The sequence below is a fragment of the Streptomyces wedmorensis genome, from assembly GCF_000716445.1.
Taxonomy (GTDB): domain Bacteria; phylum Actinomycetota; class Actinomycetes; order Streptomycetales; family Streptomycetaceae; genus Streptomyces; species Streptomyces wedmorensis.
In genome coordinates this window covers 119350-145854 of record NZ_JNWK01000002.1, presented here as the reverse complement: position 1 = coordinate 145854, position 26505 = coordinate 119350, and the positions used below count along the sequence as shown (strand labels likewise).

Annotated in this window: 17 protein-coding genes; 1 reads left to right on the top strand and 16 read right to left on the bottom strand. The window is 72.3% G+C overall.

Features of this window, described 5'->3' with window-relative positions:
* Window positions 1-53: 53 nt before the first annotated feature.
* Together OO54_RS01835 and OO54_RS01830 are read right to left on the bottom strand one after the other, a co-directional pair.
* Entirely contained in the window at window positions 54-548 is a 495-nt protein-coding gene (locus OO54_RS01835; protein ID WP_051786651.1) for a GtrA family protein, read from the bottom strand.
* On the bottom strand, window positions 548-1543 hold the full coding sequence (locus OO54_RS01830) for a glycosyltransferase family 2 protein (RefSeq protein ID WP_033201102.1): 996 nt from the start codon (window positions 1541-1543) through the stop codon (window positions 548-550). Before OO54_RS01830 ends, OO54_RS01835 begins: the two co-directional genes overlap by 1 nt.
* A gap of 250 nt (window positions 1544-1793) precedes the next feature.
* On the opposite strand from OO54_RS01830, the gene OO54_RS01825 reads away from it, so the two are divergent.
* Window positions 1794-3491 carry a hypothetical protein gene (locus OO54_RS01825; RefSeq protein WP_033201101.1) on the top strand — a complete coding sequence of 566 codons (1698 nt, stop codon included), beginning with the start codon at window positions 1794-1796 and terminating at the stop codon, window positions 3489-3491.
* A gap of 87 nt (window positions 3492-3578) precedes the next feature.
* On the opposite strand, the gene galE is transcribed toward OO54_RS01825, so the two are convergent.
* From galE to mrdA, 14 genes are all read right to left on the bottom strand, one after another.
* Complete coding sequence (galE, locus tag OO54_RS01820; RefSeq protein WP_017239299.1) at window positions 3579-4571, bottom strand: UDP-glucose 4-epimerase GalE; 993 nt, start codon at window positions 4569-4571, stop codon at window positions 3579-3581.
* A gap of 111 nt (window positions 4572-4682) precedes the next feature.
* Window positions 4683-5840, bottom strand: coding sequence for a glycosyltransferase (locus tag OO54_RS01815; RefSeq protein ID WP_026058232.1), 1158 nt, complete (start codon window positions 5838-5840; stop codon window positions 4683-4685).
* A complete protein-coding gene (locus OO54_RS01810) occupies window positions 5833-8616 on the bottom strand; it encodes a bifunctional glycosyltransferase/CDP-glycerol:glycerophosphate glycerophosphotransferase (RefSeq protein ID WP_033201100.1) in 2784 nt (927 codons plus the stop codon). The genes OO54_RS01815 and OO54_RS01810 overlap by 8 nt, the downstream gene beginning before the upstream one ends.
* A gap of 205 nt (window positions 8617-8821) precedes the next feature.
* Window positions 8822-10459 carry a glycosyltransferase family 2 protein gene (locus tag OO54_RS01805; protein WP_033201099.1) on the bottom strand — a complete coding sequence of 546 codons (1638 nt, stop codon included), beginning with the start codon at window positions 10457-10459 and terminating at the stop codon, window positions 8822-8824.
* 179 nt (window positions 10460-10638) lie between these two features.
* Window positions 10639-12078, bottom strand: a complete 1440-nt coding sequence (obgE, locus tag OO54_RS01800; protein WP_033201098.1) for a GTPase ObgE — start codon at window positions 12076-12078, stop codon at window positions 10639-10641.
* A 107-nt stretch (window positions 12079-12185) separates the two neighbouring features.
* On the bottom strand, window positions 12186-12440 hold the full coding sequence (rpmA, locus tag OO54_RS01795; protein WP_003976205.1) for a 50S ribosomal protein L27: 255 nt from the start codon (window positions 12438-12440) through the stop codon (window positions 12186-12188).
* A gap of 13 nt (window positions 12441-12453) precedes the next feature.
* Window positions 12454-12774: a 50S ribosomal protein L21 gene (rplU, locus tag OO54_RS01790; protein ID WP_015033583.1), complete on the bottom strand. Its 321-nt coding sequence runs from the start codon at window positions 12772-12774 to the stop codon at window positions 12454-12456.
* Window positions 12775-13019: 245 nt separating this feature from the next.
* Window positions 13020-16841 carry an Rne/Rng family ribonuclease gene (locus tag OO54_RS01785; RefSeq protein ID WP_033201097.1) on the bottom strand — a complete coding sequence of 1274 codons (3822 nt, stop codon included), beginning with the start codon at window positions 16839-16841 and terminating at the stop codon, window positions 13020-13022.
* A gap of 235 nt (window positions 16842-17076) precedes the next feature.
* Window positions 17077-17868 carry a TIGR03936 family radical SAM-associated protein gene (locus tag OO54_RS01780; protein WP_026058233.1) on the bottom strand — a complete coding sequence of 264 codons (792 nt, stop codon included), beginning with the start codon at window positions 17866-17868 and terminating at the stop codon, window positions 17077-17079.
* 121 nt (window positions 17869-17989) lie between these two features.
* Window positions 17990-19459 (bottom strand): hypothetical protein, encoded by a 1470-nt coding sequence (locus tag OO54_RS01775; protein ID WP_037944158.1) that lies wholly within the window; start codon window positions 19457-19459, stop codon window positions 17990-17992.
* Window positions 19460-19534: 75 nt separating this feature from the next.
* Entirely contained in the window at window positions 19535-21463 is a 1929-nt protein-coding gene (locus OO54_RS01770) for a TIGR03960 family B12-binding radical SAM protein (protein WP_033201096.1), read from the bottom strand.
* A 52-nt stretch (window positions 21464-21515) separates the two neighbouring features.
* Window positions 21516-23054 carry a CYTH and CHAD domain-containing protein gene (locus tag OO54_RS01765; RefSeq protein ID WP_033201095.1) on the bottom strand — a complete coding sequence of 513 codons (1539 nt, stop codon included), beginning with the start codon at window positions 23052-23054 and terminating at the stop codon, window positions 21516-21518.
* A gap of 18 nt (window positions 23055-23072) precedes the next feature.
* Window positions 23073-24272 carry a rod shape-determining protein RodA gene (rodA, locus tag OO54_RS01760; RefSeq protein WP_033201094.1) on the bottom strand — a complete coding sequence of 400 codons (1200 nt, stop codon included), beginning with the start codon at window positions 24270-24272 and terminating at the stop codon, window positions 23073-23075.
* A gap of 5 nt (window positions 24273-24277) precedes the next feature.
* Window positions 24278-26491 carry a penicillin-binding protein 2 gene (mrdA, locus tag OO54_RS01755; RefSeq protein WP_017239310.1) on the bottom strand — a complete coding sequence of 738 codons (2214 nt, stop codon included), beginning with the start codon at window positions 26489-26491 and terminating at the stop codon, window positions 24278-24280.
* Between the last annotated feature and the right edge of the window lie 14 nt (window positions 26492-26505).

The following is a 26505-nucleotide window of genomic DNA, read 5'->3' as shown; positions in this document are numbered from 1 at the left end:
GCCTCACCCGGCTGTCCACGGCCGCGCGCTCCCCGCCGCGGCTGCCAGGCAATCTACGCGAGCCGGGAGTGCCGCCGCTCGTCCGTTTCGCTTCCTGGACCGGGCTCGCCGGGGGCCGTCCGAGCGTTCCGGGGCACCAGGATCCGCCGCGAGACGAGGTAGGTGAAGGGGATGGCGACGACGGCGGCGACGAGTGGCGCGATCCTGTCGTCCATCCCGGCCCAGGTGACGAGGGCGTAGAGACCGACGCTCTGCACCAGGTAGTTGGTGACGTTGGTGAGCGGGAAGAGGGCGAACTTCTTCCAGGTCGGGCGGGTGCGGTAGGTGAAGTAGGTGTTGAGGAAGAAGGAGCCGATCATGCTGAGGAGGAAGGCGAGGGAGTACGCGGCGAAGTACGGCATCCACGGGTGGAGCAGCAGGTAGCACCCGAAGAACGTGCCGGTGTTGACCCCGCCGACCAGCGCGAACCGGAGTATCTGCGCGAGGCGCGCACGCCTTCCACCGGCCCCCTGGGCGGAATCCCGGTCGCTCCTGCAGCCTTTCGCCATCAGCGCTCCCGGTCGGCGGTCACGACGCGGATGCGCTCGGCGGCGGCGCGCTCGGCGGCCGCGCGGCCGAAGGAGCGGTGGGTCTCCTTGACGAGGAAGTGCGGGCGGCGCTTGGTCTCGTAGTAGATGCGGCCGATGTACTCGCCGATCAGCCCCAGCATCACCATCTGGACGCCACCGAGTCCCACGATGATCGCCACCAGGGTGACGTAACCGGGGGCGGTGACGCCCTGGGTGAGGGCGGCCGCGGTCACCCAGACCGCGTAGAGGACGGCGAGGCCGCTGAGCGTCATCCCGAGCCAGAGGGCGATGCGCAGGGGGCGGTTGTTGAAGGAGATCAGCCCGTCCATGCCGTAGTTGAGCAGGGAGCTGAACTTCCACTTCGTCTCACCGCCCTCGCGTGCGGCGTTCTGGTAGTCGAACGTGACGGTGTCGAAGCCGATCCAGGAGAAGAGCCCCTTGGAGAAGCGGTTGTACTCGGGCAGCGACAGCAGGGCGTCGACGGCGGGGCGGGAGAGCAGCCGGAAGTCCCCGACGCCGTCGGTGAGTTCCACGTCGACCCAGCGGTTGACCGCCCGGTAGTACACGCGGCTGAGCGCCGAGCGGAGCTTCTTGTCGCCCTCGCGGGTGCGCCGCGCCATGACCTGGTCGTGGCCCTGGTGGTAGAGGTCGAGCATTCGGGCGAGCAGCTCGGGAGGGTGCTGGAGGTCGGCGTCCATGATGACCACGGCGTCGCCGGTGGACTTGCGGAGGCCCGCGAGCATGGCGGCCTCCTTGCCGAAGTTGCGGCTGAAGGAGGCGTACTGGGTACGGTGCGGGTTCCGGGCGGCGATCTCGCGCAGCTTGCCCAGCGTTCCGTCGGAGCTGCCGTCGTCCACGTAACAGATCTCGTAGCCGACCGGGAGGGTGTCGAGCACCTGTCGCATGCGGGCGTCGAACCGCTCGACGACGTCCTCCTCGTTGTAGCAGGGGACGACGACGGAAAGCCTGGTCATGGAACGGTCACTCCAGAGGGATGGGCGAGAGTACGTCCTGAAGGACCGCCACCGAGCTCTCCTTCGAGCAGCCCGGCCACGGTACGGAGCGGCGGTGACGACCGTGCGTCGCCCGAGTGACCGCTCCCGGTCGGCATGTCGTCCATGCAGCAAAGCATGCGGGGAAGATATTGATATACGTGGCATTTCACCCATTCGTCACCCATTAGGACGACGTGCCGCGGACCGTGGCCGGCTGGAGCGATGACCGTTGAACAGGACGACCGTCTCGGAGCACGGCGACGCACGGACGCGCGACGGCGGAGGGGACGACGACGGCACGCGCGGCGACGGCCTGCGGCGGGCGGCGTCCGGGATCGCGCTCGTCGTCGCCGCCGGAGCGGCGGCACTGCTCGCGGTGGGCGCCTTCCTCGGCCTCTACGTGCGCCCCACCTCCGACGACTGGTGCGCCCTCTGGAAGACCCGGGACATGGGCGTCCTGGGCATCACCGCCGACTTCTACAGCACCCAGAACGGGCGCGTCACCAACGCCTTCCTGACCGGACTGCTCTACTCCGACGACATGCGGGGCCCGAAGCTGCTGCCCGCCGTGCTGGTGGTCGTGCTCGGCAGCGGGCTCTTCTTCCTCGCCCGCGCGGCCCTGCGCGCCCTGCGCCTCCCCCGGCCGCCCGTCGTGCTGCTCGTGGCCGCGGCGGCCCTGCTCTCGGCGCTGCTGTTCTTCGCCGGCACCCGCTCGTACCAGGTGCTGCTCTGGGCGCCGGCGGCCATCTCCCACACGCTGCCGAGCGTGATCGGGCTCTGGGCGGTGCTCGCCGCCGTTCGGGCCGCGCGCGGCGGACCCCGGTGGGCCCGGGGCGCGGCGGTGGGATCGGCGCTGGTGACCGGGGTGGCGCTCGGCATGCTGAGCGAACCCTTCACCCTGGTGGGCGGGCTGCTCGCCGCCACCGTCGGCGTCCTGTGTCTGCCACGGCTCGGCTGGGCCGCGGACCGGTACGTCTCCACCTGGTGCGCGGCCGCCTGCCTCGGTCTCGCCACCGGCCTCACCCTCCTCTACACCTCGCCGGGCGCCCGGTGGCGGCGCGCGCAGCACCCCCAGGAGTCGCTGTCACTGGCCGGGCTCGGGGAGACCTTCCACGACTGGTGGCGCGTCTGGCAGACGATCGGCGGCCAGGGCGCGTACGCGGGAGCCCTCGCCGTCGGCGCCCTCCTCGGCCTGGCCCTGGCCGCGGCCCGCCCGCGGACGGACGAGACGGCCAGGACGGGCCGCACGGACCGAACGGACAGCAAGGACCGCGCCGCCCGCACCGACCGCACCGACCGCACCGACCGCACCGACCAATCGGAACGCACAGCACGCACCGACCACTCGGAACGCACCGCCCGCACCACCCGCGCAGTCGGCCGCGACGACCGTCCCGGCGGGCTCCCCCCGCGGTGGCTCTTCCTCGTCATGGTGCTCCTGCCGCTCCCGCTGGTCCTGCTCGCGAGCCTGGCCGTCGTCCACGGGCTGCGCAGCGGCTACGGGGACACCGGCTGGACGTACGGCCGCACCTGGACGAACTTCCTGTTCCCCCTGCTGCTCGCCCTCTGCGCGTACGGGGCGTGGGGCGGGTACCTGCTGGGCCGTCGTCTCCTGGCACCCGTCCCGCGCCCCGCCGGACGCGCCGCCGCGCTGGTCGCGGCGGGCGCGGTCGCCCTCGGCAGCGCGGCCGCCCTGGTGCAGCCGGTGCGCGAGCTGACCACGGCCACGGTGGTGCGGAGCGTCGCCTGGGACCGTCAGAACGCCCGCATCCGGAGCGAGGTCGCGGCGGGCGCCCGTGAGGTCGCCTACGGGCCCCTCCTCATCGGCGGCCTCAGCGAGCCCCTGTTCGCCTCCTCGTACGAGCGCGACTGGGCGGCCCGGTGCACGGCCACGTACTACCGCGTCGACCGGATCCACCGGCCCTAGGGATGTCTTGTCGACCGCTCGTTCGACGGCATGCGGAAGCGGGGTGCCCCCGTGGGGGCACCCCGCTCTGCCGGTGGACCGGACGCGTCAGCCGGCGGCGCGGGCCGCTCGGTTCGCGCCCCAGCCCTCCCAGGCGGAGCTGATCATGGAGCGGACGTCGTGCTGCGCCTTCCAGCCGAGCTCCGACTCGATGCGCTCGGCCGAGGCGACCACGCGCGCCGGGTCGCCGGGGCGACGCGGGGTGACCAGGGGCTCGACGGTGTGACCGGTGATCTCGTTGATCAGGTTCACCATCTCGCGCACCGACACGCCCTCGCCGCGCCCGATGTTCAGGGTCAGCGTGGCCGTCTCGCCGGCCTCGCCCGCCGCGACGAGCGCGCGGGCCGCGGCCAGGTGCGCGTCGGCGATGTCGGCGACGTGGATGTAGTCGCGGATGCAGGTGCCGTCCGGCGTCGGGTAGTCGTCACCGAAGATGCGCGGGGACTCGCCGGCGTCGAGGCGCTCGAAGACCATCGGCACCAGGTTGAAGACACCGGTGTCGGCGAGCTCCGGGGCGGCGGCGCCCGCCACGTTGAAGTACCGCAGGCAGGCGGTGGACAGGCCGTGGGCCTGGCCGACGGCGCGCGCCATCCACTCGCCGACGAGCTTGGTCTCGCCGTACGGGCTGAGGGGCAGGCACTCGGTGTCCTCGGTGACGAGGTCGACGTCGGGCATGCCGTAGACGGAGGCGGACGAGGAGAAGAGGAAGCTCTTCACGCCCGCGGCGACCGCGGCGTCGAGGATGACCTGGAGGCCCGTCACGTTCTCGTGGTAGTAGAACAGCGGCTTCTCGACGGACTCGCCGACCTGCTTCTTGCCGGCCAGGTGGACGATGCCCTTGATCCGGTGCTCGCGCAGCACCCGGTCGAGGAAGGCGCGGTCGAGGACCGTGCCCTGCTCCAGGACGATGCCGTCGGGGATGCGCGCGGGGTTGCCGGTGCTGAGGTCGTCGACCACGACGACGTGCTCGCCGCCCTCGGTCATTGCTTTGACGACGTGGGAACCGATGTAACCGGCGCCGCCGGTGATGAGCCAGGTCATTCGGACAGTGTAGCCACAGCCCCCGAACCCCCCGGAGGACTCCGCGGACGGCCCCGGGCACGCGGAAGCCCCGCCCGGACGCGCGGTCCGGACGGGGCTTCGACGAGGGTTCTAGCGCTCGATCTCGGCGAACGCCGCCTCCCACTGGTCGAGGACGTGCGGCAGTGCGAGGTGCGCGACGTGCTCCCGGCCGGCGCTGCCGTAGCGCTGCCGCAGGGCGTCGTCGTCCATGAGCTCGCCGAGCGCGGCGGCGAGACCCGGCACGTCGGCCGGCGGCACCAGGGTGCCGGTGACGCCGTCCGCGACGAGCTCCCGGACACCGCCGGAGACGTCGAAGCTCACGCAGGGCACACCGCAGGCGGCGGCCTCGGCCAGCGCCATCGGCCGGCCCTCGCGCTCGCTGCTGATCGCGACGATCGACAGCTCGCGGTAGGCGGCGGCCATGTCCTTGGCCGTACCCCGGAAGACGACCTGGTCGGCGACGCCGAGGTCGGCGGCGGTCATCCGCAGCTCGCTCTCCAGCGGACCCTCGCCGAAGAGGTGCAGCTCCCAGCCTTCGCGGCCCTTGTGGGCCTCCGCGAAGGCCTCGATCATCCGGTCGTACCGCTTGATCGGGTCGAGACGGCCGACCGCGCCGATCTTGCGGGTGTCGAGCGGGGCCTGCTCGTCCGGGTAGAACGGCAGCGGGTTCGGCATGACCCGCACGTTCGGCACGCGCTGGTTGACGAACTCGACCGCGTCGCCCTCGGAGAGGACCAGCGTCTGCTCCAGCTCCGGGTAGTGACGCCGGATCAGCGACAGGTTGGCGCTGCGCTTGGCCTGCGCGAAGGACTCGTGGTACTGCCCGATGCCCTTCAGGTGCCGCCACTTCAGCGGCATGATCCAGTCCACCGCCCACGGCGAGCCGAAGACGATGTAGCCGTCCTTCACCTCGGCGAGCTTCCGCTCGATCTCCGCGCGAGCGGTGTCCCGCTCGGCACGGGCCCGCCGGGTCTCGGCGCGGCGTGCCAGGCTGAGCCGGTCGCCGACCGTGCGCACGGGCGCCTTGGGCTCGACGGGGGCCGGGTAGAGCGTCGAGTGCCGGTAGGAGCGCTCGGCGTTGTACGGGAAGGGCTCGGGGCTCGGACGGATGCCGATCAGCTCCACCCGGTGACCGCGCTCTCCCATGCCCTGGGCGAGGGTGTGCAGCACCCGCTGGGATCCGCCCATCGAGTCGACGTCGATACCGACGAAGAACACGTTCTTACGGGCAGGGGAGGCCTCAGTCATGGGTGCCGCCTTCGAAAAAAGCGTCGACCACCATCTTGCTGGCGTGGCCGGTCTCGTACGAGCAGAACATTTCCTGGAAGCGCGCGTACCGCTGCGCGTGCCGCTCCTGGACGCCGTCCAGGTCCCGCACGGCTGCCGCGAGGTCCTCGGTGGTCGTCAGCATCGGCCCGGGCGCGATCTCTTCGAGGTCGTAGTACGTGCCGCGGTCGCCGCCCCGGTAGGCCTCGTAGTCGTCCGTGTAGAGCAGGATCGGACGGCCGGTGTTGGCGTAGTCGAACATCAGCGACGAGTAGTCCGTGAGGACCGCGTCCGACAGCAGCATCAGGTCGTTGATGTCGGCGTACGTGGACCCGTCGCGGAGGAAGTGGCCGAGCTCCGGGTCGATCTTGAACCGGTCGTACGGGTGGGTGCGCACGACGACGACCCACTCGTCGGACAGGTACGGGGCCAGCGCTTCGAAGTCCACCCGGACCGACTGGCCGGTGCGGCGGGCCGCGTCGCGGAACGTCGGGGCGTAGAGCAGCACCTTGCGGTCGGACGGGATGTGCAGCGCCTCACGGGCGGCGGCCACCCTGGCCTGCTGCTCCGGCTCGGCCCAGCGCACCAGCACGTCGTTGCGCGGGTAGCCGGAGCGGATCAGGTCGGCCGAGACCTCGAAGGCCGGCACGAAGGTCCGCTCGAACTCGGCGCTCGGGCAGACCAGCGCGTCCCAGCGGGCCACGCCCGCCCGGAACGCCTCCTGCTCGGCGGCCGGCGCCTGGCGCAGCGACGGCACGTCGAAGCCCATCGCCTTGAACGTCTGCCCGTGCCACGTCTGCAGGTACCGGGTGCCCTTCGGCTTCGGGTACAGGTACGGCAGGTTGTGGGAGTCCACCCAGTAGGTGGCGCGGGCCAGCGCGCGGCCGTAAGCGAAGCTGCCGCGCCGGACGACCGGGACGTCCTTCGGGAACGAGGCACGGTTGCCGGAGTACACCCAGACCACGTCGATCGGGAGGTTCCGGCGCTTGAGCTCCTCGTAGATGTAACGCGGGTTGTCCGCGTAACCGCGGCCCTCCATCGCCTCGAAGACGGCGAGGCTGCGCTTGCGCGGCAGCTTGGAGACGACGTCGTACGCCGTGGCCTTGCCCTCGTTGCCGACGAGGATCTTCTTGACCTTGCCGACCTTGTCCTTCGCCTTGCGGGCGTAGGGGCCGAGCGGTTCCAGCGTCTTGAGGACACCGGACCGCTGCCAGGTCACCTCGAGTCGCCCGGCGCCCTTCTGCTCCGCCTTGACGCGGAGGTAGTGGATGCCGAACTTGTGGTAGGTCACGGTGGCGCGGAAGTCGGGCTGGTCGTGCTCGGCCAGCAGGACGTCCGTGCGATGGGCGCCGTCGCGCTCCAGGGCGATGACCGGGTGCCGGCGGGTCGCCACGCCGACCTTGCCGACGGGCACCTTGCGCAGGTCGACCTCGGCGTGGGACACGTACTGCCCGTCGCCGTCGGGACGGAGAACCAGCGGTACGGACAGCGGCTTCTTGTGGGCGGCCAGCTTGACCGTGGCCTCGGTGCCGTCGGTGATCAGACCGGACGGGTCGTACGTGCGGATGTCCAGGCACAGGATCGGGCCGCGCATCTTCACGGAGGTCAGCTCGTGGCGGAGGCGTCCGCTCGCGAGGACCTGCCGGTTCATGTGCCACTCGCTGATGTCCAGCTCGCGGCGGCTCGCGTCGTCCGCGGGGGTCTCGGCGCCCCAGTAGGTGGCCTCGCCCTCCTCGGTGACGAAGCGGGGGGCGAGCTGCGGGCGGCCCAGCTGGCGGGCGGCGACCTGGAGCTCCGCCAGGCGGCCGGTACGCAGCAGGTGGATGCAGATGCGCTCCTCGCGGGAGAGCCGGGCGTAGGTCTCGTCGGAGATCTCGTCCAGGTACGGGTTCACCACGTCGGCGAACTCGGCGGTCCACTCGAGGTCACGGAACGGCAGGTCGCCCAGGTACAGGCGGAAGTCGTGGCGGAGGAACTTGTAGTCCTTCTCCGCGCGCAGCGCGCCGCGGCCGTTCTCCTCGAACCAGGTGTCGATGAGCCGGGCCACGCCGATACGGTCCGCGACGTTCTGGATCTTGTGCCGGCTGGAGGAGATGGAGACGCTCTCCGGCGCGAGGCGCCAGGTGTACACCGACCACGGGACGACGGCGAAGGACTCCGCGAGCGAGAAGGCCTGCGCGGAGAACAGCTGGTCCTCGTAGTGGATGCCCTCGGGGAAGGTGAGGGCGTTGTCCCGGATGAAGGCGGTCCGGTAGAGCTTGTTCGTCGACAGGTGGTCGAAGAAGTACTCGGGGCGCTCGGCGATGCCGTTGACGACCCGGCGCTCGGTGAAGAGGTGCGGGTACCAGAGGCCGGTGGTGTTCGTCTCCTCGAAGAGACGGGTCACCTCGCCGGTGACGAAGTCGACGCCGGTCTCCTCGGCGACGAGCAGCAGGCTCTTGCAGGCGTGGCGGGGCAGCTCGTCGTCGCTGTCCAGGAACATGACGTGCGGGGCCCGCGCGACCTCGATGCCGCGGTTGCGGGGGGCGCTGCAGCCGCCGCTGTTCTGCTCCAGCCGCACGTAGCGCACTCGCGGGTCGGAGGCCTCCAGGGAACGCGCGACGCGCTCGGTGCCATCGGTCGAACAGTCGTCGGCGATGATCACTTCGAGGTTGTTCAGGGTCTGGTCGAGCACCGACCGGACCGCTCGCGGGAGCCGTTCCTCATCGTTGTAGACGATGATGACGACGCTCACATCAGGGACGTCGCTAGTCGGCATCCAAGTCCTCTCACAAGTGCGTGCGGCGAATCCGGCGCCTGACCGACTCGCCACGGCGCTGCCCGCGCCCTGGGTCACGGCGCGTCACGGCTTCAGTGGTGTCGGGTGCCGCCACAGCGAGTCGGGTCGGCGCCACCCAGCGACCGGCAAGACTACCGGCGGGATGAATTGTTCCATAATTGCTCCACCGCACCTTCGGTGATGTTCACCGCATCGCGAGGAGCCTCCTGAACCGCCCCGACAGCACCTGACGGGCGCCGACCGCGCCCCCGGCGAGGCGGAGGACCAGCCCGCGCCGCGCCGACGCCACCACCTGGACGAGCAGCGGCCGGCCCAGTCGCCCGACGACGACTCCGCGCCGCCCGGCGAACCCCTGCGGCGCCCTCACCTCGGCCCTTCCGGTCGAACCGTCCGCGTAACGCAGTTCGGCGTGGAGCGACCAGGCGGCGAGTCGGCCCGGACGGAGCAGCTTCGCGGTCGGCACCCGCACGGTGGCGGTCCAGCCCTCGGCGGCGGGCACCAGCGGCGCCTCGACCGGCAGTCCCGCGGCGGACACCCGTTCGGTGAACTCCACCCTTACGGCGGTGGGGCGCAGCGCGCCGATCCTGCCGTACAGGTCGTGCACCGTCAGGGTCAGCCGGGTCGCCCCGCCGACGGCGACGACGCCGTCCACGGCGACCGGCAGATCGGCGGGCGCCAGCTCCGCCAGACCGTCGAGCGGTACGTCGGCGGGGGCGGCGGCCAGCACAGGGGTGCCGTCCTCGGCGCGCGGGTACGGGGGGACGAGGCGGGGGCTGGGGGCGGCCAGCTCGACGAACCGGCTCAGCTCGCGGCCCTCCGGCACGGCGGCCAGGGCCGTGAGCGCGGCGTGCAGCCAGCGGGACGGCGCCTGTGCCTCGGCGACGGCGGCGGCGTCGAACCCGGCCAGGTGGGCACGGGTGACCGTCCACCAGTCGGCCCGGTAGGCGGCGGTCCGCTGCGGCAGCTCGCGCAGGTACATGGGGAGGTCGTAGTCGAGGAACTTCGTCTGCGCGGCGAGGGCGAGCGCGGGGCGGTCCGCGGCGCGGAACACGTCGACGACGGCGGCGTGCGCGGCGATCCGGTGCTCCCAGTTGGCCAGGGAGGCGCGGCGCAGCGAGATCGAGAGGGTCGCGGCCTGACGCCGCACGTGCCACACGTACACCGGCACGTCGGTCACGGCCAGCCGCGGGGCGGCGGCCTGGACACGGGCGCTGAAGACGAAGTCCTCGTAGTGGAAGGCGCCGTCGGGGAAGCGGATCGCGTGCGCGTCGAGGAAGTCGCGGCGGTACAGCTTGTTGACGGAGAGGGTGTCGAGGACGAACTCGGGATGCTTCTCGATGCCTTCGAGGACGGTGCCCGGGAGCGTCGCGCCCTGCGAGACGTCGTACAGCGAGGGCGCCCACACCGTCTCGCGGCCCTCGGGCAGCTCGCGTCGCACGCAGACGCCGGCGACGACGTCCGCGCGCTGCTCGGCGGCGACGGCGAGCAGCCCGTCGACGGCGCCGGGCATCAGCAGGTCGTCGCTGTCCAGGAACAGGACGTACGGGTGGACGGCGGCGGCGACGCCGTCGTTGCGGGGCGTTCCGCAGCCGCCGCTGTTCTCCTCGCGGATCAGCGGCCGCACCCGCGGCTCGCCGGAGAAACCGGCGAGCACCCCGGGCATGTCGTCCCCGGAGGCGTCGTCGACGACGATGACCTCGCCGACCGCGTCGCCCTGGGCGAGCGCGGAGCGGATCGCGTCGCCGACGCGCGCCGCGTCGTTGTACGAGATGACGACGACACTGACACGGTCCGCGACCTGCGGGGGGACACTCTCGCTCACCCGTGAATCGTACGGGAGCCCCTCCCCCACCCGGCCCGCCCCCGAATCCCCGGCGACCAGGCCGGGCCGGCCCCGCTGGAACGGGTGCGGTGCGCCGACACGCGTCGGCCCAGGGGCCTCACCGGCATCGGGTGGCCGCGCCGGACTCCGTCCGGCGACCGGCGCAGCCACCCGACCCGCTAGAACGGGTCGAACTCGTCGTACTCGCGCTGGGCGTCGTCGCGCGCGGCGTCGCGGTCGCGGCGGCGCTGGGCGGCGGGACGGGGGGCTTCGAGGCGGTGGTCCTCGCCGCGGCGGCCGAGCATCTCGGCGCCGGCCATCATGGAGGGCTCCCAGTCGAAGACGACCGCGTTGTCGTCGGCGCCGATGGCGACGCCGTCGCCGGCGCGGGCGCCGGCCTTGAGCAGCCGGTCCTCGACGCCGAGGCGGTTGAGGCGGTCGGCGAGGTAGCCGACGGCCTCGTCGTTGTTGAAGTCGGTCTGGCGGACCCAGCGCTCGGGCTTCTCGCCGCGCACCCGGTAGACCTCTTCGGCCTCGTCGTAGGTGACGGTGAAGCCCGCGTCGTCGACGGCCTTCGGGCGGATGACGATACGGGTCGCCTCCTCCACGGGCTTGGCCGCGCGCGCCTCGCCGACGATGCCGGCGAGGGCGTAGGAGAGCTCCTTCAGACCCGTACGGGCCACGGCGGAGACCTCGAACACCTGGTAGCCGCGCTCTTCGAGCTCGGGGCGGATCATGTCCGCGAGGTCCTGGCCGTCCGGGATGTCGATCTTGTTGAGGACGACGATCCGGGGCCGGTCCTCCAGGCCGCCGTACTGCTTCAGCTCCTCCTCGATGATGTCGAGGTCGGAGACCGGGTCGCGGTCGGACTCCAGCGTCGCCGTGTCGAGCACGTGCACGAGGACCGAGCAGCGCTCCACGTGGCGCAGGAACTCCAGGCCCAGGCCGCGGCCCTGGCTCGCGCCCGGGATCAGGCCGGGGACGTCGGCGATCGTGTAGACGGTCGAGCCGGCGGTGACCACGCCCAGGTTCGGGACGAGCGTCGTGAAGGGGTAGTCGGCGATCTTCGGCTTGGCGGCCGAGAGCACGGAGATGAGCGAGGACTTGCCCGCGCTCGGGTAGCCGACGAGCGCCACGTCGGCGACGGTCTTGAGCTCCAGGACGACGTCGCCCGCCTCGCCGGGCTCACCGAGCAGCGCGAAGCCAGGGGCCTTGCGGCGGGCGGAGGAGAGCGCCGCGTTGCCGAGACCGCCGCGGCCGCCCTGGCCGGCGATGAAGGTGGTGCCCTGGCCGACGAGGTCGGCGAGCACGTTGCCCTGCTTGTCGAGGACGACGGTGCCGTCGGGCACGGGGAGGACCAGGTCCTGGCCGTCCTTGCCGGAGCGGTTGTCGCCGGCGCCGGGCTGGCCGTTGGTGGCCTTGCGGTGCGGCGAGTGGTGGTACTCGAGCAGCGTGGTGATCGCCTGGTCGACGACCAGGATCACGTCGCCGCCGCGACCGCCGTTGCCGCCGTCGGGTCCGCCGAGCGGCTTGAACTTCTCCCGGTGAACGGAGGCGCAGCCGTGGCCTCCGTTACCCGCGGCGACGTGCAGCTCGACGCGGTCCACGAAGGTGGTCATGGGTGTGCCTCCAGAGAGTTACGTGCGGAATGTCTATCTAGTAACACGCGAAAGGCGGACCCGCTTCCCGTAGGGGAAGTGAGGTCCGCCTCCGCAAAGAGTTCCGATCAGGCGACCGGAACGATGTTCACGACCTTGCGGCCACGGTGGGTGCCGAACTGCACCGCACCGGCCTGCAGGGCGAACAGCGTGTCGTCGCCGCCACGGCCGACGCCCGCACCCGGGTGGAAGTGGGTGCCGCGCTGGCGGACCAGGATCTCACCAGCGTTGACGGCCTGACCGCCGAAGCGCTTCACGCCGAGCCGCTGGGCATTGGAGTCGCGCCCGTTCCGGGTGGACGATGCGCCCTTCTTGTGTGCCATGTCTCAGTCCCTCTTACTTCGCAGCCGCGGGGATACCGGTGACCTTGATCGCCGTGTACTGCTGGCGGTGACCCTGGCGACGGCGGTAGCCGGTCTTGTTCTTGTAGCGCAGGATGTCGATCTTGGCGCCCTTGTGGTGGTCCACGACCTCGGCCGTGACCTTGATACCGGCCAGGACCCACGGGTCGCTGGTCACGGCGTCGCCGTCGACAACGAGCAGGGTCGAGAGCTCGACCGTGTCGCCAACCTTGGCAGTGGAAATCTTGTCAACCTCAACGATGTCGCCGACAGCAACCTTGTGCTGGCGACCACCGCTGCGCACGATGGCGTACACGCGGATCTCTCTCTCACTCGGGATGGGAACCTCTGAAGCCAGCCGCTCACACGGGCCCGGGGGCCCGCGGCGTTCCGGAATCGGACGAGCGGCCTCTCCCGACGAGCGGGAGGGAGGTGCTCAGAGGCGCGACGCGTCGATCAGACACGCCGACGGTCTAGGTTACGGGCGGCTGCCACAAGGGGTCAAATTCGCCCGAGCGGGTGCGGGCCGCCCCCGTGGAGGGACGGCCCGCATCCGGTGGATCAGTCCTGGGCCGGAGCCGTGGTCTTCTCCGCCGCCTTCTTGGCCGGGGCCTTCTTGGCGGTGGTCTTCTTCGCCGCGGTCTTCTTGGTCGCCGCCGTCTTCTTGGTGGCGGCCTTCTTGGCCGTGGCCTTCTTCGCGGTCTTGCGCGCCGCCGTCTTCTTGGCCGGCGCGGCCTCGGTCTCGGCGACCTCCGCCTCGGCGGCCTCGGCCGGCGCGGTGGCGACCACGACGACGGCGGCCTCCTCGGAGCCCGCGGGCGAGCCGGCGGGAGCGGTGGCCTTGCGGACCACCCGGCGACGGGCACGCGGCGCGGCGGCCGCGGGGGCCTCCTCGACGGCGGGCTCGGCCACCGGCTCCACGGCGGGCTCCGGCTCCGGGGCGGTCTCGGCGACCGGCTCGGCGACCGGGGCGGGCTCGGCGACGACCTCGGCGACCGTCTCCGCGGTGGAGACGACCGGGGAGGTCACCCGACGGGTCGCACGCCGGCGACCGCGCGGGGCCGGGGCGGCGGCCTCCTCGACGACCGGCTCGGCCGGCGTCTCGGCGACGGGCGCGGGCTCCACGACCGGCGCCGGGGCGGCGACGGGCTCCGGCTCGTACACGACGGCCTCGGTCTCCACGACCGGTGCCGGGGTGACCGGTGCGGACACCCGGCGGGTGGCGCGGCGGCGGCCGCGACCGCGGGTGGCGGCGGCCTCGGCCTCGGCGGCGGAGCCGTACAGCTCCTCGTCGGCGCCGATCGGCTCCGGCAGGGCGATCGGGGCGGCAAGCTCCGCCGCGACCTCGGCCTCGGTCTCGGTCTCGGCCTCCGCGGCCTCGACCTGCTCGTGCTCGTGCTCGTGGACGTGCTCGGCGCCGCCGCGGCCGCGCTTCTTCGAGCGCTTGCCGCCGCCACCGCCACCGGCGGTCGCCGGCTGCTCCATGTGCACGATGACGCCGCGGCCGTTGCAGTGGACGCAGGTCTCGGAGAAGGACTCCAGGAGGCCCTGGCCGACCCGCTTGCGGGTCATCTGGACCAGGCCGAGCGAGGTGACCTCGGCCACCTGGTGCTTGGTCCGGTCACGGCCCAGGCACTCCAGGAGGCGGCGCAGCACCAGGTCGCGGTTGGACTCCAGGACCATGTCGATGAAGTCGATGACGACGATGCCGCCGAGGTCGCGCAGCCGCAGCTGGCGCACGATCTCCTCGGCCGCTTCGAGGTTGTTCCTCGTCACGGTCTCTTCGAGGTTGCCGCCCTGGCCGGTGAACTTGCCGGTGTTGACGTCGACGACGATCATCGCCTCGGTCTTGTCGATCACCAGCGAGCCGCCGGACGGCAGCCAGACCTTGCGGTCCAGCGCCTTCATGAGCTGCTCGTCGATCCGGTACGTCGCGAAGACGTCGACCTCGCTCGTCCACTTGGACAGGCGGTCGGCCAGGTCGGGCGCGACGTGCGAGACGTACCCGTGGATGGTCTCCCACGCGTCGTCGCCGCTGACGATGACCTTGGAGAAGTCCTCGTTGAAGATGTCGCGGACGACCCGGACGGTCATGTCCGGCTCGCCGTAGAGCAGGCTCGGCGCGGACGTCGAGATCTGGGCGGCCTTCTTCTGGATGTCGGCCCACTGCGCCTGCAGTCGCTCGACGTCACGGCGCAGCTCGTCCTCGCTCGCGCCCTCGGCGGCGGTGCGCACGATGACGCCCGCGTCCTCGGGGACGATCTTCTTGAGGATGGTCTTCAGGCGCGCGCGCTCGGTGTCCGGGAGCTTGCGGCTGATGCCGGTCATCGAGCCCTCGGGCACGTACACGAGGTAGCGGCCGGGCAGGGAGACCTGGCTGGTCAGACGGGCGCCCTTGTGGCCGATCGGGTCCTTCGTGACCTGGACGAGGACGGACTGGCCGGACTTGAGGGCGGTCTCGATGCGGCGCGGGCCGTTGCCCATGCCGAGCGCCTCGAAGTTGACCTCGCCGGCGTACAGGACGGCGTTGCGGCCCTTGCCGATGTCGACGAAGGCGGCCTCCATGGACGGCAGGACGTTCTGGACCTTGCCCAGGTAGACGTTGCCGACGTACGAGGTGGCCTGCTCCTTGTTGACGTAGTGCTCGACGAGCACGTTGTCTTCCAGGACGCCGATCTGGGTGCGCTCGCCGTTCTGGCGGACGACCATGACGCGCTCGACGGCCTCGCGGCGGGCGAGGAACTCTGCCTCGGTGATGATCGGGACGCGGCGGCGGCCCTGCTCACGGCCCTCGCGGCGGCGCTGCTTCTTGGCCTCCAGACGGGTCGAGCCCTTGATGGACTGGACCTCGTCCGCGCCCGTGCCGGGCTCGGCCTTCTCACGGGCGGGGCGGGGTTCGCGGACCTTGACGACCGTGCGGACGCCCTCTTCGTCGGTGCCCTCGGCGTCGGCGGCGGTGTCCCCGCTGCGACGGCGGCGACGGCGACGGCGACGGGAGCTGCTGGAGCCGCCGGTGAAGCCGTCGGCCTCCTCGGTCTCCTCCTCGCCGTCCTCGGCCTCCTCGGCCTCGTCCTCGGCGTGCGGCTCCTCGCCCTCCTCGGCCTCCTCGACCTCGGTGAGCTCACCGCGACGGCGGCGACGGCCCCCACGGCGGCGACGGCGGGACGGGCGGTCGCCGTACTCGTCGGCGTCCTCGGTCTCGTCGGCCTCCTCGACCTCGTCCGCGACGGCCTCGACCTCGGGCTCGTCGGCGACGGTGGCCGGGACGGGCTCGACGGCGACGGGCTCGCCACGGCGGCGGCGACGGCGGCGGGAGCCGCCCTCGGCGCGCTCGGGCGCCTCGGCGGGCTCGGGCGCCTCGGCGACCTCTGCCTCGACGACCTCGATCTCCTCGATCTCCTCGACCGTCTCGTCCTCCTCCGGCTCCACCGCGACGGCGGCGGCGGCCGCGGCGGCGGTCTCCGGGGTCTGGAACATCGGCTCGGTGAAGACCGGGGCCTGGAAGACGGCGACGGAGGGGCGCGCGGCGCGGCGCGGCTCCCGGGCCGGGGCCGGCTCGGAGGTGAACTGCGGGGAGGTCGCGCGACGGCGGCCGCGGCCACGGGTGGCGGCGGTCTCGGCGGCGGTGACCTCGGCCTCGTCGGCGGCGATCTGCGCGACGGCGGACGGCGGCAGCGACTCGCCGACGGCGGCCTCGGTCGCGGTGACCTCGGCGGCGGCGGTCTCGGTGGTCACCTCGGGCGAGGTGGCCTTGCGGGTGGCACGGCGGCGGGTACGGGCCGGCGGGGCGGCCTCGACGGCGGCGGTCTCCACCACCGGCTCGGCGGCCGGGGCGGCGGCCACGGGCTCCGCGGCCTCTTCCGCGGCGGCCGGGGCACCGGCCGGGGCGGTGGCCTTGCGGGTGGCACGACGGCGGGTACGGGCCGGCGGGGCAGCCTCCTCGGCGGGCTCCTCGACGGCGACCGGCGCGGTCTCCGTGAGCTCCGCGGTCTCCTCGGCGGCGGCCGTGGAGGTCACGGGCGCGGTGGCCTTGCGGGTGGCACGGCGACGCGCGGGGCGCGCCGGGGCGGCCTCGGCGGCCTCCTCGACGACCGGCGCGGCGGCCTCGGCCACGGGGGTCTCCTTGACCGCGGGCTCCACGGCCGGGGTCTCGGCGGCCGGGGCGGTGGCCTTGCGGGTGGCGCGGCGGCGGGTGCGGGCCGGCGGGGCGGCCTCGGCCTCGACCGGTGCGGCCTCCGCGGCGGGGGCCTCGACGGCCGCCGGGGTCGTCTCGGCGGTCGCGCCCGTCACCGGCGGACCGGCGGGGCGGGAAGCGGCGCGGCGCCTGCGGCGCGGCGGCAGCTTGTCACCGGGGGCGTTGGTGTCTTCGTTGGACTCGAGCATGCGGGCGGTTCTCCCGTCACGCTCCCGGGCGCCGCGCCTTGTTCCGGTCCGGCGGCACGGTCGCGCCTGTGGCGCGGTGCCGCCGTCCGGGGCGCGGGCGCCGCACGGGAGCTGTATGTCTGGCTCGCCGGTTCCGTACGCCCTGTGCGGACGGCCTGGCGAAAGTCTCCTGGTCAGTGCGCCGCCCGACCCAGGTGGCTCCCGAGTACCAGGGCTGCGCTACAACGACCGCTCCCTACGCGGTACCCGCACCCGGCGCCGTCGCAGAGGCGGTCGCGGCGGCCGTGGTAGAAGCGGCCGTGACTGCCTCGCGGTCGGGCGCGAGCGGGTCGGTCACCGTGCCGGACTCCTCGTCGAAGAGCCCCTGCGCCAGCCTGGTCACCGCAGCGGGGACCGGCGGCGCCAGGTCGGCCACAGCTCGGAGACCGGACAGGACGTCGTCGGGTCGCACGGCAGGTGTCACGTGCCGAACAACCAGCCGCAGTATCGCACAGGCGCTGTCCAGCGGCCTATCACCCTGGGGATCGCCCTGGGGAGCGGCTGCCGTCAGCTCGGTGACCGCGGAGCGGGCGTCGAAGGTGCGGACGCCGTTCTTGGTCTTGCGCTGTACTTCCACCGTCTCGGCCGCGAGAAACGCCTCGACGGCCTTCGACGCGTCGTCGACCGTGACGCCTTCGAGCCGCAGCTCCCAGACGGAGGCGGTGAGCCGGTCGGCGAGCCCGGAGGTCCGGGCCTCGACGGCGTCGGTGATGTCGAGGCCGGTCGGCAGGGACTCGTCGAGCAGGGCCCGCAGCGTCTCGGGGTCGCGCGACTCGGTCAGCGCGATCTCCAGGTACTCGGCCTCGGAGCCCGTGCCGGTCGGGGCGGCGTTGGCGTACGACACCTTGGGGTGCGGGGTGAAGCCCGCCGAGTACGCCATGGGCACCTCGGCACGGCGCAGTGCACGCTCGAAAGCGCGCTGGAAGTCACGGTGGCTGGTGAACCGGAGGCGGCCGCGCTTGGTGTAGCGCAGTCGGATGCGCTGCACCGCCGGTGCGGGCGGCGGGCCTTCGGGCTGTCGCTTGCCCAGTGGTTCTTCTCCTCGGTGCGGGGCGGCGCGGCTGGCGCCGCCCACGAGATGTACGTGTCGCCCTGGGGCCCCGCCCGGTTCACCCCCGCTTTCGCAGGGAGATCTCGGGGCCGGGCGCCGCGCCGGGCACGTTCGTTGTACTACCCAGAGTACGCGCCCGGGCCACCTCCGGTTCCCCGGGCTCCGTCATCCGTGCTCCCCCGACCAGGACGCGCCACGCGTCCCGGCGTGCCTCCCGCACGGAGGCGCGGGCCGACCCGAGCGCCTCCCGCACGGAGGCGCGGGCCGACCCGAGCGCCTCCCGCACGGAGGCGCGGGTGGACGCGAGCGCCTCCCGCACGGTGGCGCGGGTGGACGCGAGCGCCTCCCGCACGGTGGCGCGGGTGGACGCGAGCGCCTCCCGCGCCGCCCGCCCGGTCGCGGCGGCGATCCTGCGGGCCGGGGTCCACACGTGGTCGCGCGCCCACCGTCCCGCGGGCCGGACGACTCGCGTCCAGGCCCAGGCGAAGGGCCGTCCGACCAGGTTCCACGCGACCCACTTGAGGGCCCGGCCGACCGCCCGCGACACGAATCCGGCGACCCGCCAGCACATCGCCAGCGCGCCCCGCACCTCCCGCCCGACGGGCGCGAGGACCCGCGTCCAGAGCCATGCGACGGGGACCACGATCCCGTATCGGACCAGCGGCACGACCACGTACCGCCAGAGCCCCGCCCACGGCCACACGAACACGGCCCTGCCCAGCCACAGCGCGGTCACCGCCAGGCCGTGGCCGACACGTGGGAAGAACCACGCGAGGCCCCGCCCGGCCTGCCGGAACGACCAGCCGATCCCCCGGCCCAGCGGGCTCAGCACGTACCGGTCGAGCCAGACGGCGGGTACGGCCACGCCGTACCGGAACAGCGGGACGAGGAGGTACCGGAACAGCGCCGCGAGGGGGACGAACACCAGCTTCTCCAGCAGGAACAGCAGCGCGCCGCCGAGCCGGGTGAGCACCTCCCGGTTCAGCCAGGCCGCGGGCACCGCGATCCCGTACCGGCAGACGGGCACGACCAGGTACCGCCACAGCCCCACCCACGGCCACACGAACACGGCCTTCCCCAGCCAGACCCCGGCCGCGGACGCTCCCCGCCACAGCCACCCGGCCCCGACCGCGATCCCCCGTCCCAGAGCGGCGAGCCCCCGGCCCACCCGGACGAAGAACCACGCCAGACCCCGCCCGACCCCCGTGAACACCCACGCGAGACCTCGTCCTACCCCTGTGAACACCCACGCCAGACCCCGCCCGAGCCCCGTGAACACCCGGGCCAGGCCCCGCCCCACCGGTGCCAGGAGGCATCGGTACAGCCAGCGGGCCGGCAGCGTCAGGGTGTGGTGGAAGAGCCATGCCAGGCCGCGGCCCGTCGGACGCAGGAGGGTGCGGTCGAGGAGGCGGGCGGAGGCGGTGAGGGCGTCCCAGGCCATGCGGACGGGGAGAACGATCGCCAGGACGACGATCCGGACGGGGATGCGGATCAGTGCCGGCGGCGGCGACGGGTGCTCCATGCTCATGCCGGAAATGACGCAACGGCCCGGCGGAGGGTTTCCCCTCGCGCCGGGCCGTCGCCGGAGCGTTACCCGCTCGGCCTACTTCACGACCGTCAGCGGCAGCAGCTTCTTGCCGGTGGGGCCGATCTGGATGTGGGTGTCCATCTGCGGGCAGACGCCGCAGTCGAAGCACGGGGTCCAGCGGCAGTCCTCGACCTCGGTCTCGTCGAGCGAGTCCTGCCAGTCCTCCCAGAGCCAGTCCTTGTCGAGACCGGAGTCCAGGTGGTCCCAGGGCAGGACCTCCTCGTAGGTGCGCTCGCGGGTCGTGTACCAGGCGACGTCGACGCCGAAGTCGGGAAGCGTCTTCTCGGCGCAGGACATCCAGCGGTCGTACGAGAAGTGCTCGCGCCAGCCGTCGAAGCGGCCGCCGTCCTCGTAGACCGCGCGGATGACGGCGCCGATGCGGCGGTCGCCGCGCGAGAGGAGGCCCTCGACGATGCCGGGCTTGCCGTCGTGGTAGCGGAAGCCGATGGAACGGCCGTACTTCTTGTCGCCGCGGATCTTGTCGCGGAGCTTCCGCAGCCGCTCGTCGGTCTCCTCGGCGGAGAGCTGCGGGGCCCACTGGAAGGGGGTGTGCGGCTTGGGGACGAAGCCGCCGATGGAGACGGTGCAGCGGATGTCGTTCTGGCCGGAGACCTTGCGGCCCTCGGCGATCACGTTCATCGCCATGTCGGCGATCTGGAGGACGTCCTCGTCGGTCTCCGTCGGCAGGCCGCACATGAAGTACAGCTTCACCTGGCGCCAGCCGTTGCCGTACGCGGTGGAGACGGTCCGGATCAGGTCCTCCTCCGAGACCATCTTGTTGATGACCTTGCGCATGCGCTCGGAGCCGCCCTCGGGGGCGAAGGTGAGGCCGGAGCGGCGACCGTTCCTGGTCAGCTCGTTCGCGAGGTCGACGTTGAAGGCGTCCACGCGGGTCGACGGGAGGGAGAGACCGATCTTGTCGTCCGTGTAGCGGTCGGCCAGGCCCTTCGCGATCTCACCGATCTCGGTGTGGTCGGCGGAGGACAGCGAGAGGAGGCCGACCTCCTCGAAGCCCGTGGCCTTGAGGCCCTTCTCGACCATCTCGCCGATGCCGGTGATGCTTCGCTCCCGCACGGGGCGCGTGATCATGCCGGCCTGGCAGAAGCGGCAGCCGCGGGTGCAGCCGCGGAAGATCTCGACGGACATGCGCTCGTGGACGGTCTCCGCGAGCGGTACGAGGGGCTGCTTCGGGTACGGCCACTCGTCGAGGTCCATGACGGTGTGCTTGGAGACGCGCCACGGCACACCGGACTTGTTCGGCACGACACGGCCGATGCGGCCGTCCGGCAGGTACTCGACGTCGTAGAAGCCCGGGATGTAGACGGAGCCCGTCTTCGCGAGGCGGAAGAGGACCTCCTCGCGCCCGCCCGGCCGGCCCTCCGCCTTCCACCCGCGGATGATCTCGGTCATGTCGAGGACGGCCTGCTCGCCGTCGCCGATGATGGCGGCGTCGATGAAGTCCGCGATCGGCTCGGGGTTGAAGGCGGCGTGGCCGCCGGCGAGCACGATCGGGTGGTCGACGGTCCGGTCCTTCGCCTCCAGCGGGATGCCGGCCAGGTCGAGGGCGGTGAGCATGTTCGTGTAGCCGAGCTCGGTGGAGAAGCTGAGGCCGAACACGTCGAAGGCGCTCACCGGGCGGTGCGAGTCGACCGTGAACTGCGGTACGCCGTGCTCCCGCATCAGCTCTTCGAGGTCCGGCCACACGCTGTAGGTGCGCTCGGCGAGGACGCCCTCGCGCTCGTTCAGCACCTCGTAGAGGATCATGACGCCCTGGTTGGGCAGGCCGACCTCGTACGCGTCCGGGTACATCAGCGCCCAGCGGACGTCGGCGGACTCCCAGGGCTTGACCGTGGAGTTCAGCTCTCCACCGACGTACTGAATCGGCTTCTGCACGTGCGGGAGCAGAGCTTCGAGCTGCGGGAAGACAGACTCGGCAGCAGACATCTCGAACCTTCGTGAGCTGGCAGGGGGGCGACTCTCAAGCGTACCCCGGTGCTCAGCGGGTCAGCGCCGACCGGAGTCCCGGGGCCGAGGCCCGCTTCCAGGCCGCCGGCAGCTCGTGCTCGATCGCCGTGGCCCTGGCCTCCTCGCGGCCGTGGAGGAGTCCCCAGGTGAAGGCGGATTCGCCGACGCCGTGGGCCTGGATCCCGAGCTCGCGGAGGACGGTGCGGGCGACGACGGTGTCGTGGTGTTCGCCGAGGAGCGACTGGAGGGCCTTGACGCGTTTGCCGAGCCGCTTGGCGGGCTTGCCGAGGGCGGGGCGGGCCGCGTCGGCGGCGTAGCGGGCGCGCTTGGCGGCCTTGCGGGCCTCGTGGAGGGCGAGGTCCCGCTCGTGGCCGGGGTCGAGGGAGAGGGCGTGCTCGACGCGGCCGGCGAGGCGGCGGTGGTCCTTGCGGACGGCGCGGGCGAGGACCTTCCGGGCGTCGCGGTCGGCGGCCTCGCTCAGCGGCGGGGCGGCGAGGAGCGCGTCCAGGGTGTCGAGGAGGGCGAGGTGGCGGGCGGAGTCGAGGGCGGCGAGGGCCTGGTGCCGGGCGCTCTTGGCGCGGGCGGCGTCCCGGCGGCGCAGCCGGGCCCGGACCGGGCCGAGGACGAGGGCGGGGGGCAGCTCCGCGACGCCGGCGCGCAGCCGGGCGTCGAGCACCTCCTGGTCGCGGGCGACGCCGAGCTCTCCGGCGAGCCACTTCAGTTCGGCGCCGACGGGATCGGTGACGTCCCGGTCGAGGACCCGGCGGTAGGTCTTGAAGGCGCTGCGCAGCCGACGGCAGGCGACCCGCAACTGGTGCACGGCGTCGGGCAGGTCCCGTCGTACGGCCGGGTCAAGGGCGACGATCGCGTCGACCTGTTCCCGTGCGTAGGCGAGGACGACGGCAGCGGCGCTGCCGGGCCTGCCGGGGACGGCGGCCGGCCGGGGCGGTTCGCCGGTCTCGGCGAGGGCCCTGGCGCATTTGGACGCGGACCGGGAGGGGTGGATGCCGGCCTTCCGGAGGCGCTTCTCGACGGCGTCGAGGAGGGCGGGGTCGGGGCCGCCCGAGCCGTCGGGGCCCGCGCCGTCGGCGAGTTCCACCTCGATCTCCGTCCAGGTGGCCTCGGGGCCGTCGGGCAGCCGCTCGGCGTGGACGGTGTCGACGGAGAGTTCGGCGAGGAGGGTGCCGTCGGCGGCGAGGAGGTGGCGGACGTCGCGGGCGGAGCGGAGGCGTACGACGGGGACGACCGTGCCGGTGCGGACCCGGGAGCGCAGGAGCGCCGCGAGCTCGCTCGGCAGGCTGTCGCTCAGCGGGGCCCTGATCTCGTCGCGGACGCCGGCGGCGACGGGGAACTTCACGTGCCAGCCGGCGTCGCTGCCGCCGGTGCGTCGGCGGAGGGTGACGGAGTCGGCGGCGAGGCGCAGGCCGGGCGTGTCGTAGTACACGGCGTCGAGTTCCATGACGCCCCGGTCGGCGACCTCGGAGACCCCGCCGACCTCGGTGAGGTCCGGCAGCGGGGTCTCCCCGGTGGCTTCGTACTTCCGCTCGATCTCGCGCTTCGTCTCGGCCATACGTCGAATCTAGTCGCGTCAGGCCGTCATGGGGCGTTGTACACGGATCGACTGGAGGAGGCCGATCGCCACCCATACGGCGAACATCGAGGAGCCGCCGTAGGAGACGAACGGCAGGGGGAGGCCGGCGACCGGCATGATGCCGAGCGTCATGCCGATGTTCTCGAAGGACTGGAAGGCGAACCAGGCGATGATCCCGGCCGCGACGATCGTGCCGTAGAGCTCGGTGGTCTCGCGGGCGATGCGGCAGGCGCGCCAGAGGATGACGCCGAGGAGGACCAGGATCAGTCCGGCGCCGACGAAGCCGAGCTCCTCCCCCGCGACCGTGAAGACGAAGTCGGTCTGCTGTTCGGGGACGAACTGGCCGGTGGTCTGGGAGCCCTTGAAGAGGCCGGCGCCGAGGAGGCCGCCGGAGCCGATGGCGATCCGGGCCTGGTTGGTGTTGTAGCCGACGCCGGCGGGGTCGAGGTCGGGGTTGGCGAAGGCGGCGAAGCGGTTGATCTGGTACTCGTCCAGCATGCCGAGCGTGGTGACGAGGACGGCGCCGAGGACGCCCGCGCCGATCAGGCCGAGGACCCACCGGTTGGAGGCGCCGGAGGCGAGGAGCACGCCGAGCACGATGACGGCCATGACCATGACCGAGCCGAGGTCGGGCATCAGCATGACGATGCCCATGGGGAGGGCCGCCAGGGTGAGGGCCTTGGCGACGGTGCGGTGGTCGGGGTGGATCTGGTCGCCGGCGTCGACCTTGGCGGCGAGCAGCACCGCCATGACCAGGATGATCGTGATCTTCACGAACTCGCTGGGCTGGAGGGAGAAGCCGCCGCCGACCACGATCCACGCGTGGGCGCCGTTGATGGTGGCGCCGAGCGGGGTGAGGACGGCGAGGATCAGCACGATCGAGACGGTGTAGAGGATCGGCACCGCGCCGCGCAGGGTGCGGTGGCCGAGCCAGATCGTGCCGACCATCAGGGCGAGGCCGATTCCGGTGTTGAGCAGGTGCCGGAAGAGGAAGTAGTACGGGTCGCCGTTGTTGAGCTCGGTGCGGCCGCGGGTGGCGGACCAGACGAGCAGCGACCCGACGCCGGAGAGGGCGAGTGCCGAGAGCAGCATCGGCCAGTCGAGCCGGCGGACCACCGAGTCGCGGGCCGTGAGTCGGGCGAGGGTGCCGCGCTCGGGGGCGTACCGGGAGACGGAGAAGCCGTGGGGTGCGGTCATGGTCCTCAGTCCCTCCAGGTCGCGGGCGGGCCCGCGAGTGCCGGGTCGTCGTCGGGCTTCTTCGTGCCGTCCGGCGTCTTCGGGGGTGCGTTCGGGTCGACCTTCTGGGCCTCGGGGTCGTACGGCCCGATCTTCGGGGCGTCGATGGAGCCGTCGGCCTCGATCTTCGGCAGCGCCTTCTGCGGCTGCGGCAGCAGGGCGCGCTTGAGGTCCTGGTTGCCGGCGTCGTCGAGTCCGTAGAGCGCGTCGTAGATGTTGCGCACGGCGGGGCCCGAGGCGCCGGAGCCGGTACCACCCTGGGAGATCGTCATGACGATCGAGTAGTCCTTGGTGTACGTGGCGAACCAGGAGGTCGTCTGCTTGCCGTAGACCTCGGCGGTACCCGTCTTGGCGTGCATCGGGATCTTGTCCTGCGGCCAGCCGCCGAATCGCCAGGCGGCCGTACCGCGGGTGGCGACTCCCGCGAGGGCCTCCTCTATCAACGCCTGGGTCTTGGTGTCCATGGGGAGCTTGCCGTGGGACTTGGGCTTGATCTCGGTGACCTTCTTGCCGTCGGGGCTGACGATCGCCTTGCCGACGGTGGGGTTCCAGAGGGTGCCGCCGTTGGCGATGGCGGCGTAGATGGTGGCCATCTGGATGGGGGTGACGAGGGTGTCGCCCTGTCCGATGGAGTAGTTGACGGAGTCACCGGCGCGCATGAGGTTGCCTTCGAGGCAGTTCTCGTACGAGAGCTGCTGCACGTAGGTGCCGCCGCGCTTGCCGATCTTGCACCAGTAGTCCTTGTTGGCCGCCCAGAAGTCCTGCTTCCACTTCCGGTCGGGGACGCGGCCGGTGACCTCGTTGGGGAGGTCGATGCCGGTCTCGGCGCCGAGGCCGAACTGATGGGCCGTCTTGTAGAACCAGTCCTTGGCGTCCTTCTTCGGCTTCATGCCGCCGTCGTTCAGCCACTGCTGGTGGGAGAGGGCGTAGTAGACGGTGTCGCAGGAGACTTCGAGGGCCTGGCCGAGGGTGATGGAGCCGTGGCCCTGGGACTCGAAGTTCTTGAAGACCTGGCCGCCGATGGAGTACGAGGAGGGGCACGGGTAGCGGCCGTTGAACTCGTATCCGGCGTTGACGGCGGCGGCCGTCGGGATGACCTTGAAGATCGAGCCGGGGGCGGCCTGCCCCTGGATGGCCCGGTTGAGGAGCGGGAAGTTGGAGTTCTTGCCGGTGAGGGCCGCGTAGTCCTTGGCGGAGATGCCGCCGACCCAGGCGTTGGGGTCGTAGTCGGGCTGCGAGGCCATGGCGACGATCCGGCCGGTCTTCGTCTCCATGACGACGACGGCGCCGGCGTCGGCCTTGTAGTTCTCGTTGGTGTTCCGGTCGTGGACCTTGCGGGCCTCGACCATCGCGTTGTGCAGCTCCCACTCGGCGACCGCCTGCACACGGGCGTCGATGGAGGTGACGACGTTGGCGCCGGGCACGGCGGGGTCGCTCTTGGCCTGGCCGATGACGCGGCCGAGGTTGTCGACCTCGTAGCGCGTGACGCCGGCCTTGCCGCGCAGTTCCTTGTCGTACGTGCGCTCCAGGCCGGAGCGGCCGACCTGGTCGGAGCGGAGGAACGGCGAGTCGGTGTCCTTGGCCTTCTCGATCTCGGCGTCGGTGACGGGCGAGAGGTAGCCGAGCACCTGGGAGGTGCGGGCCTTGCCGGGGGCCGGGTAGCGGCGTACGGCGGTGGGTTCGGCGGTGATGCCGGGGAAGTCCTCGGCGCGCTCCCGGATCTGGAGGGCCTGCTGGGTGGTGGCCTCGTCGGTGACCGGGATCGGCTGGTAGGGCGAACCGTTCCAGCAGGGCTTGGGGGTCTGGGAGTCGCAGAGCCGGATCTTGTTGATGACGTCGTCGGGCTTCATGTCGAGGACGTCGGCGAGCCGGGTCAGGACGGCCTTGCCCCGGTCCTTCATCTTCATCAGCTCGGTGCGGGACGCGGAGACCACGAGCCGGGTCTCGTTGTCGGCGAGCGGGACCCCCCGGGCGTCGAGGAGCGAGCCGCGGACGGCGGGCTGGACGACCTGCTGGACGTGGTTGTTCTTCGCCTCGTCCGTGTACTCCTTGCCGTTGCGGATCTGGAGGTACCAGAGGCGGCCCCCCAGGGTGAGCAGCAGCGAGAAGACGAGGATCTGGATGACGACGAGCCGGATCTGGACCCGCGGGGTCCGCCCGGTCTCGGGGATGTTGCTCATACTGCCGGTGCCCC

Coding starts and splice junctions, on each gene's coding strand:
- mrdA (WP_017239310.1), bottom strand. CDS start 26,491: ATGAGCAACATCCCCGAGACCGGGCGGACCCCGCGGGTCCAGATCCGG.
- OO54_RS01815 (WP_026058232.1), bottom strand. CDS start 5,840: ATGACTGAGGCCTCCCCTGCCCGTAAGAACGTGTTCTTCGTCGGTATC.
- OO54_RS01785 (WP_033201097.1), bottom strand. CDS start 16,841: ATGCTCGAGTCCAACGAAGACACCAACGCCCCCGGTGACAAGCTGCCG.
- rpmA (WP_003976205.1), bottom strand. CDS start 12,440: ATGGCACACAAGAAGGGCGCATCGTCCACCCGGAACGGGCGCGACTCC.
- rodA (WP_033201094.1), bottom strand. CDS start 24,272: ATGACCGCACCCCACGGCTTCTCCGTCTCCCGGTACGCCCCCGAGCGC.
- OO54_RS01775 (WP_037944158.1), bottom strand. CDS start 19,459: ATGAGCATGGAGCACCCGTCGCCGCCGCCGGCACTGATCCGCATCCCC.
- OO54_RS01770 (WP_033201096.1), bottom strand. CDS start 21,463: ATGTCTGCTGCCGAGTCTGTCTTCCCGCAGCTCGAAGCTCTGCTCCCG.
- obgE (WP_033201098.1), bottom strand. CDS start 12,078: ATGACCACCTTCGTGGACCGCGTCGAGCTGCACGTCGCCGCGGGTAAC.
- OO54_RS01835 (WP_051786651.1), bottom strand. CDS start 548: ATGGCGAAAGGCTGCAGGAGCGACCGGGATTCCGCCCAGGGGGCCGGT.
- OO54_RS01765 (WP_033201095.1), bottom strand. CDS start 23,054: ATGGCCGAGACGAAGCGCGAGATCGAGCGGAAGTACGAAGCCACCGGG.
- OO54_RS01810 (WP_033201100.1), bottom strand. CDS start 8,616: ATGCCGACTAGCGACGTCCCTGATGTGAGCGTCGTCATCATCGTCTAC.
- galE (WP_017239299.1), bottom strand. CDS start 4,571: ATGACCTGGCTCATCACCGGCGGCGCCGGTTACATCGGTTCCCACGTC.
- OO54_RS01830 (WP_033201102.1), bottom strand. CDS start 1,543: ATGACCAGGCTTTCCGTCGTCGTCCCCTGCTACAACGAGGAGGACGTC.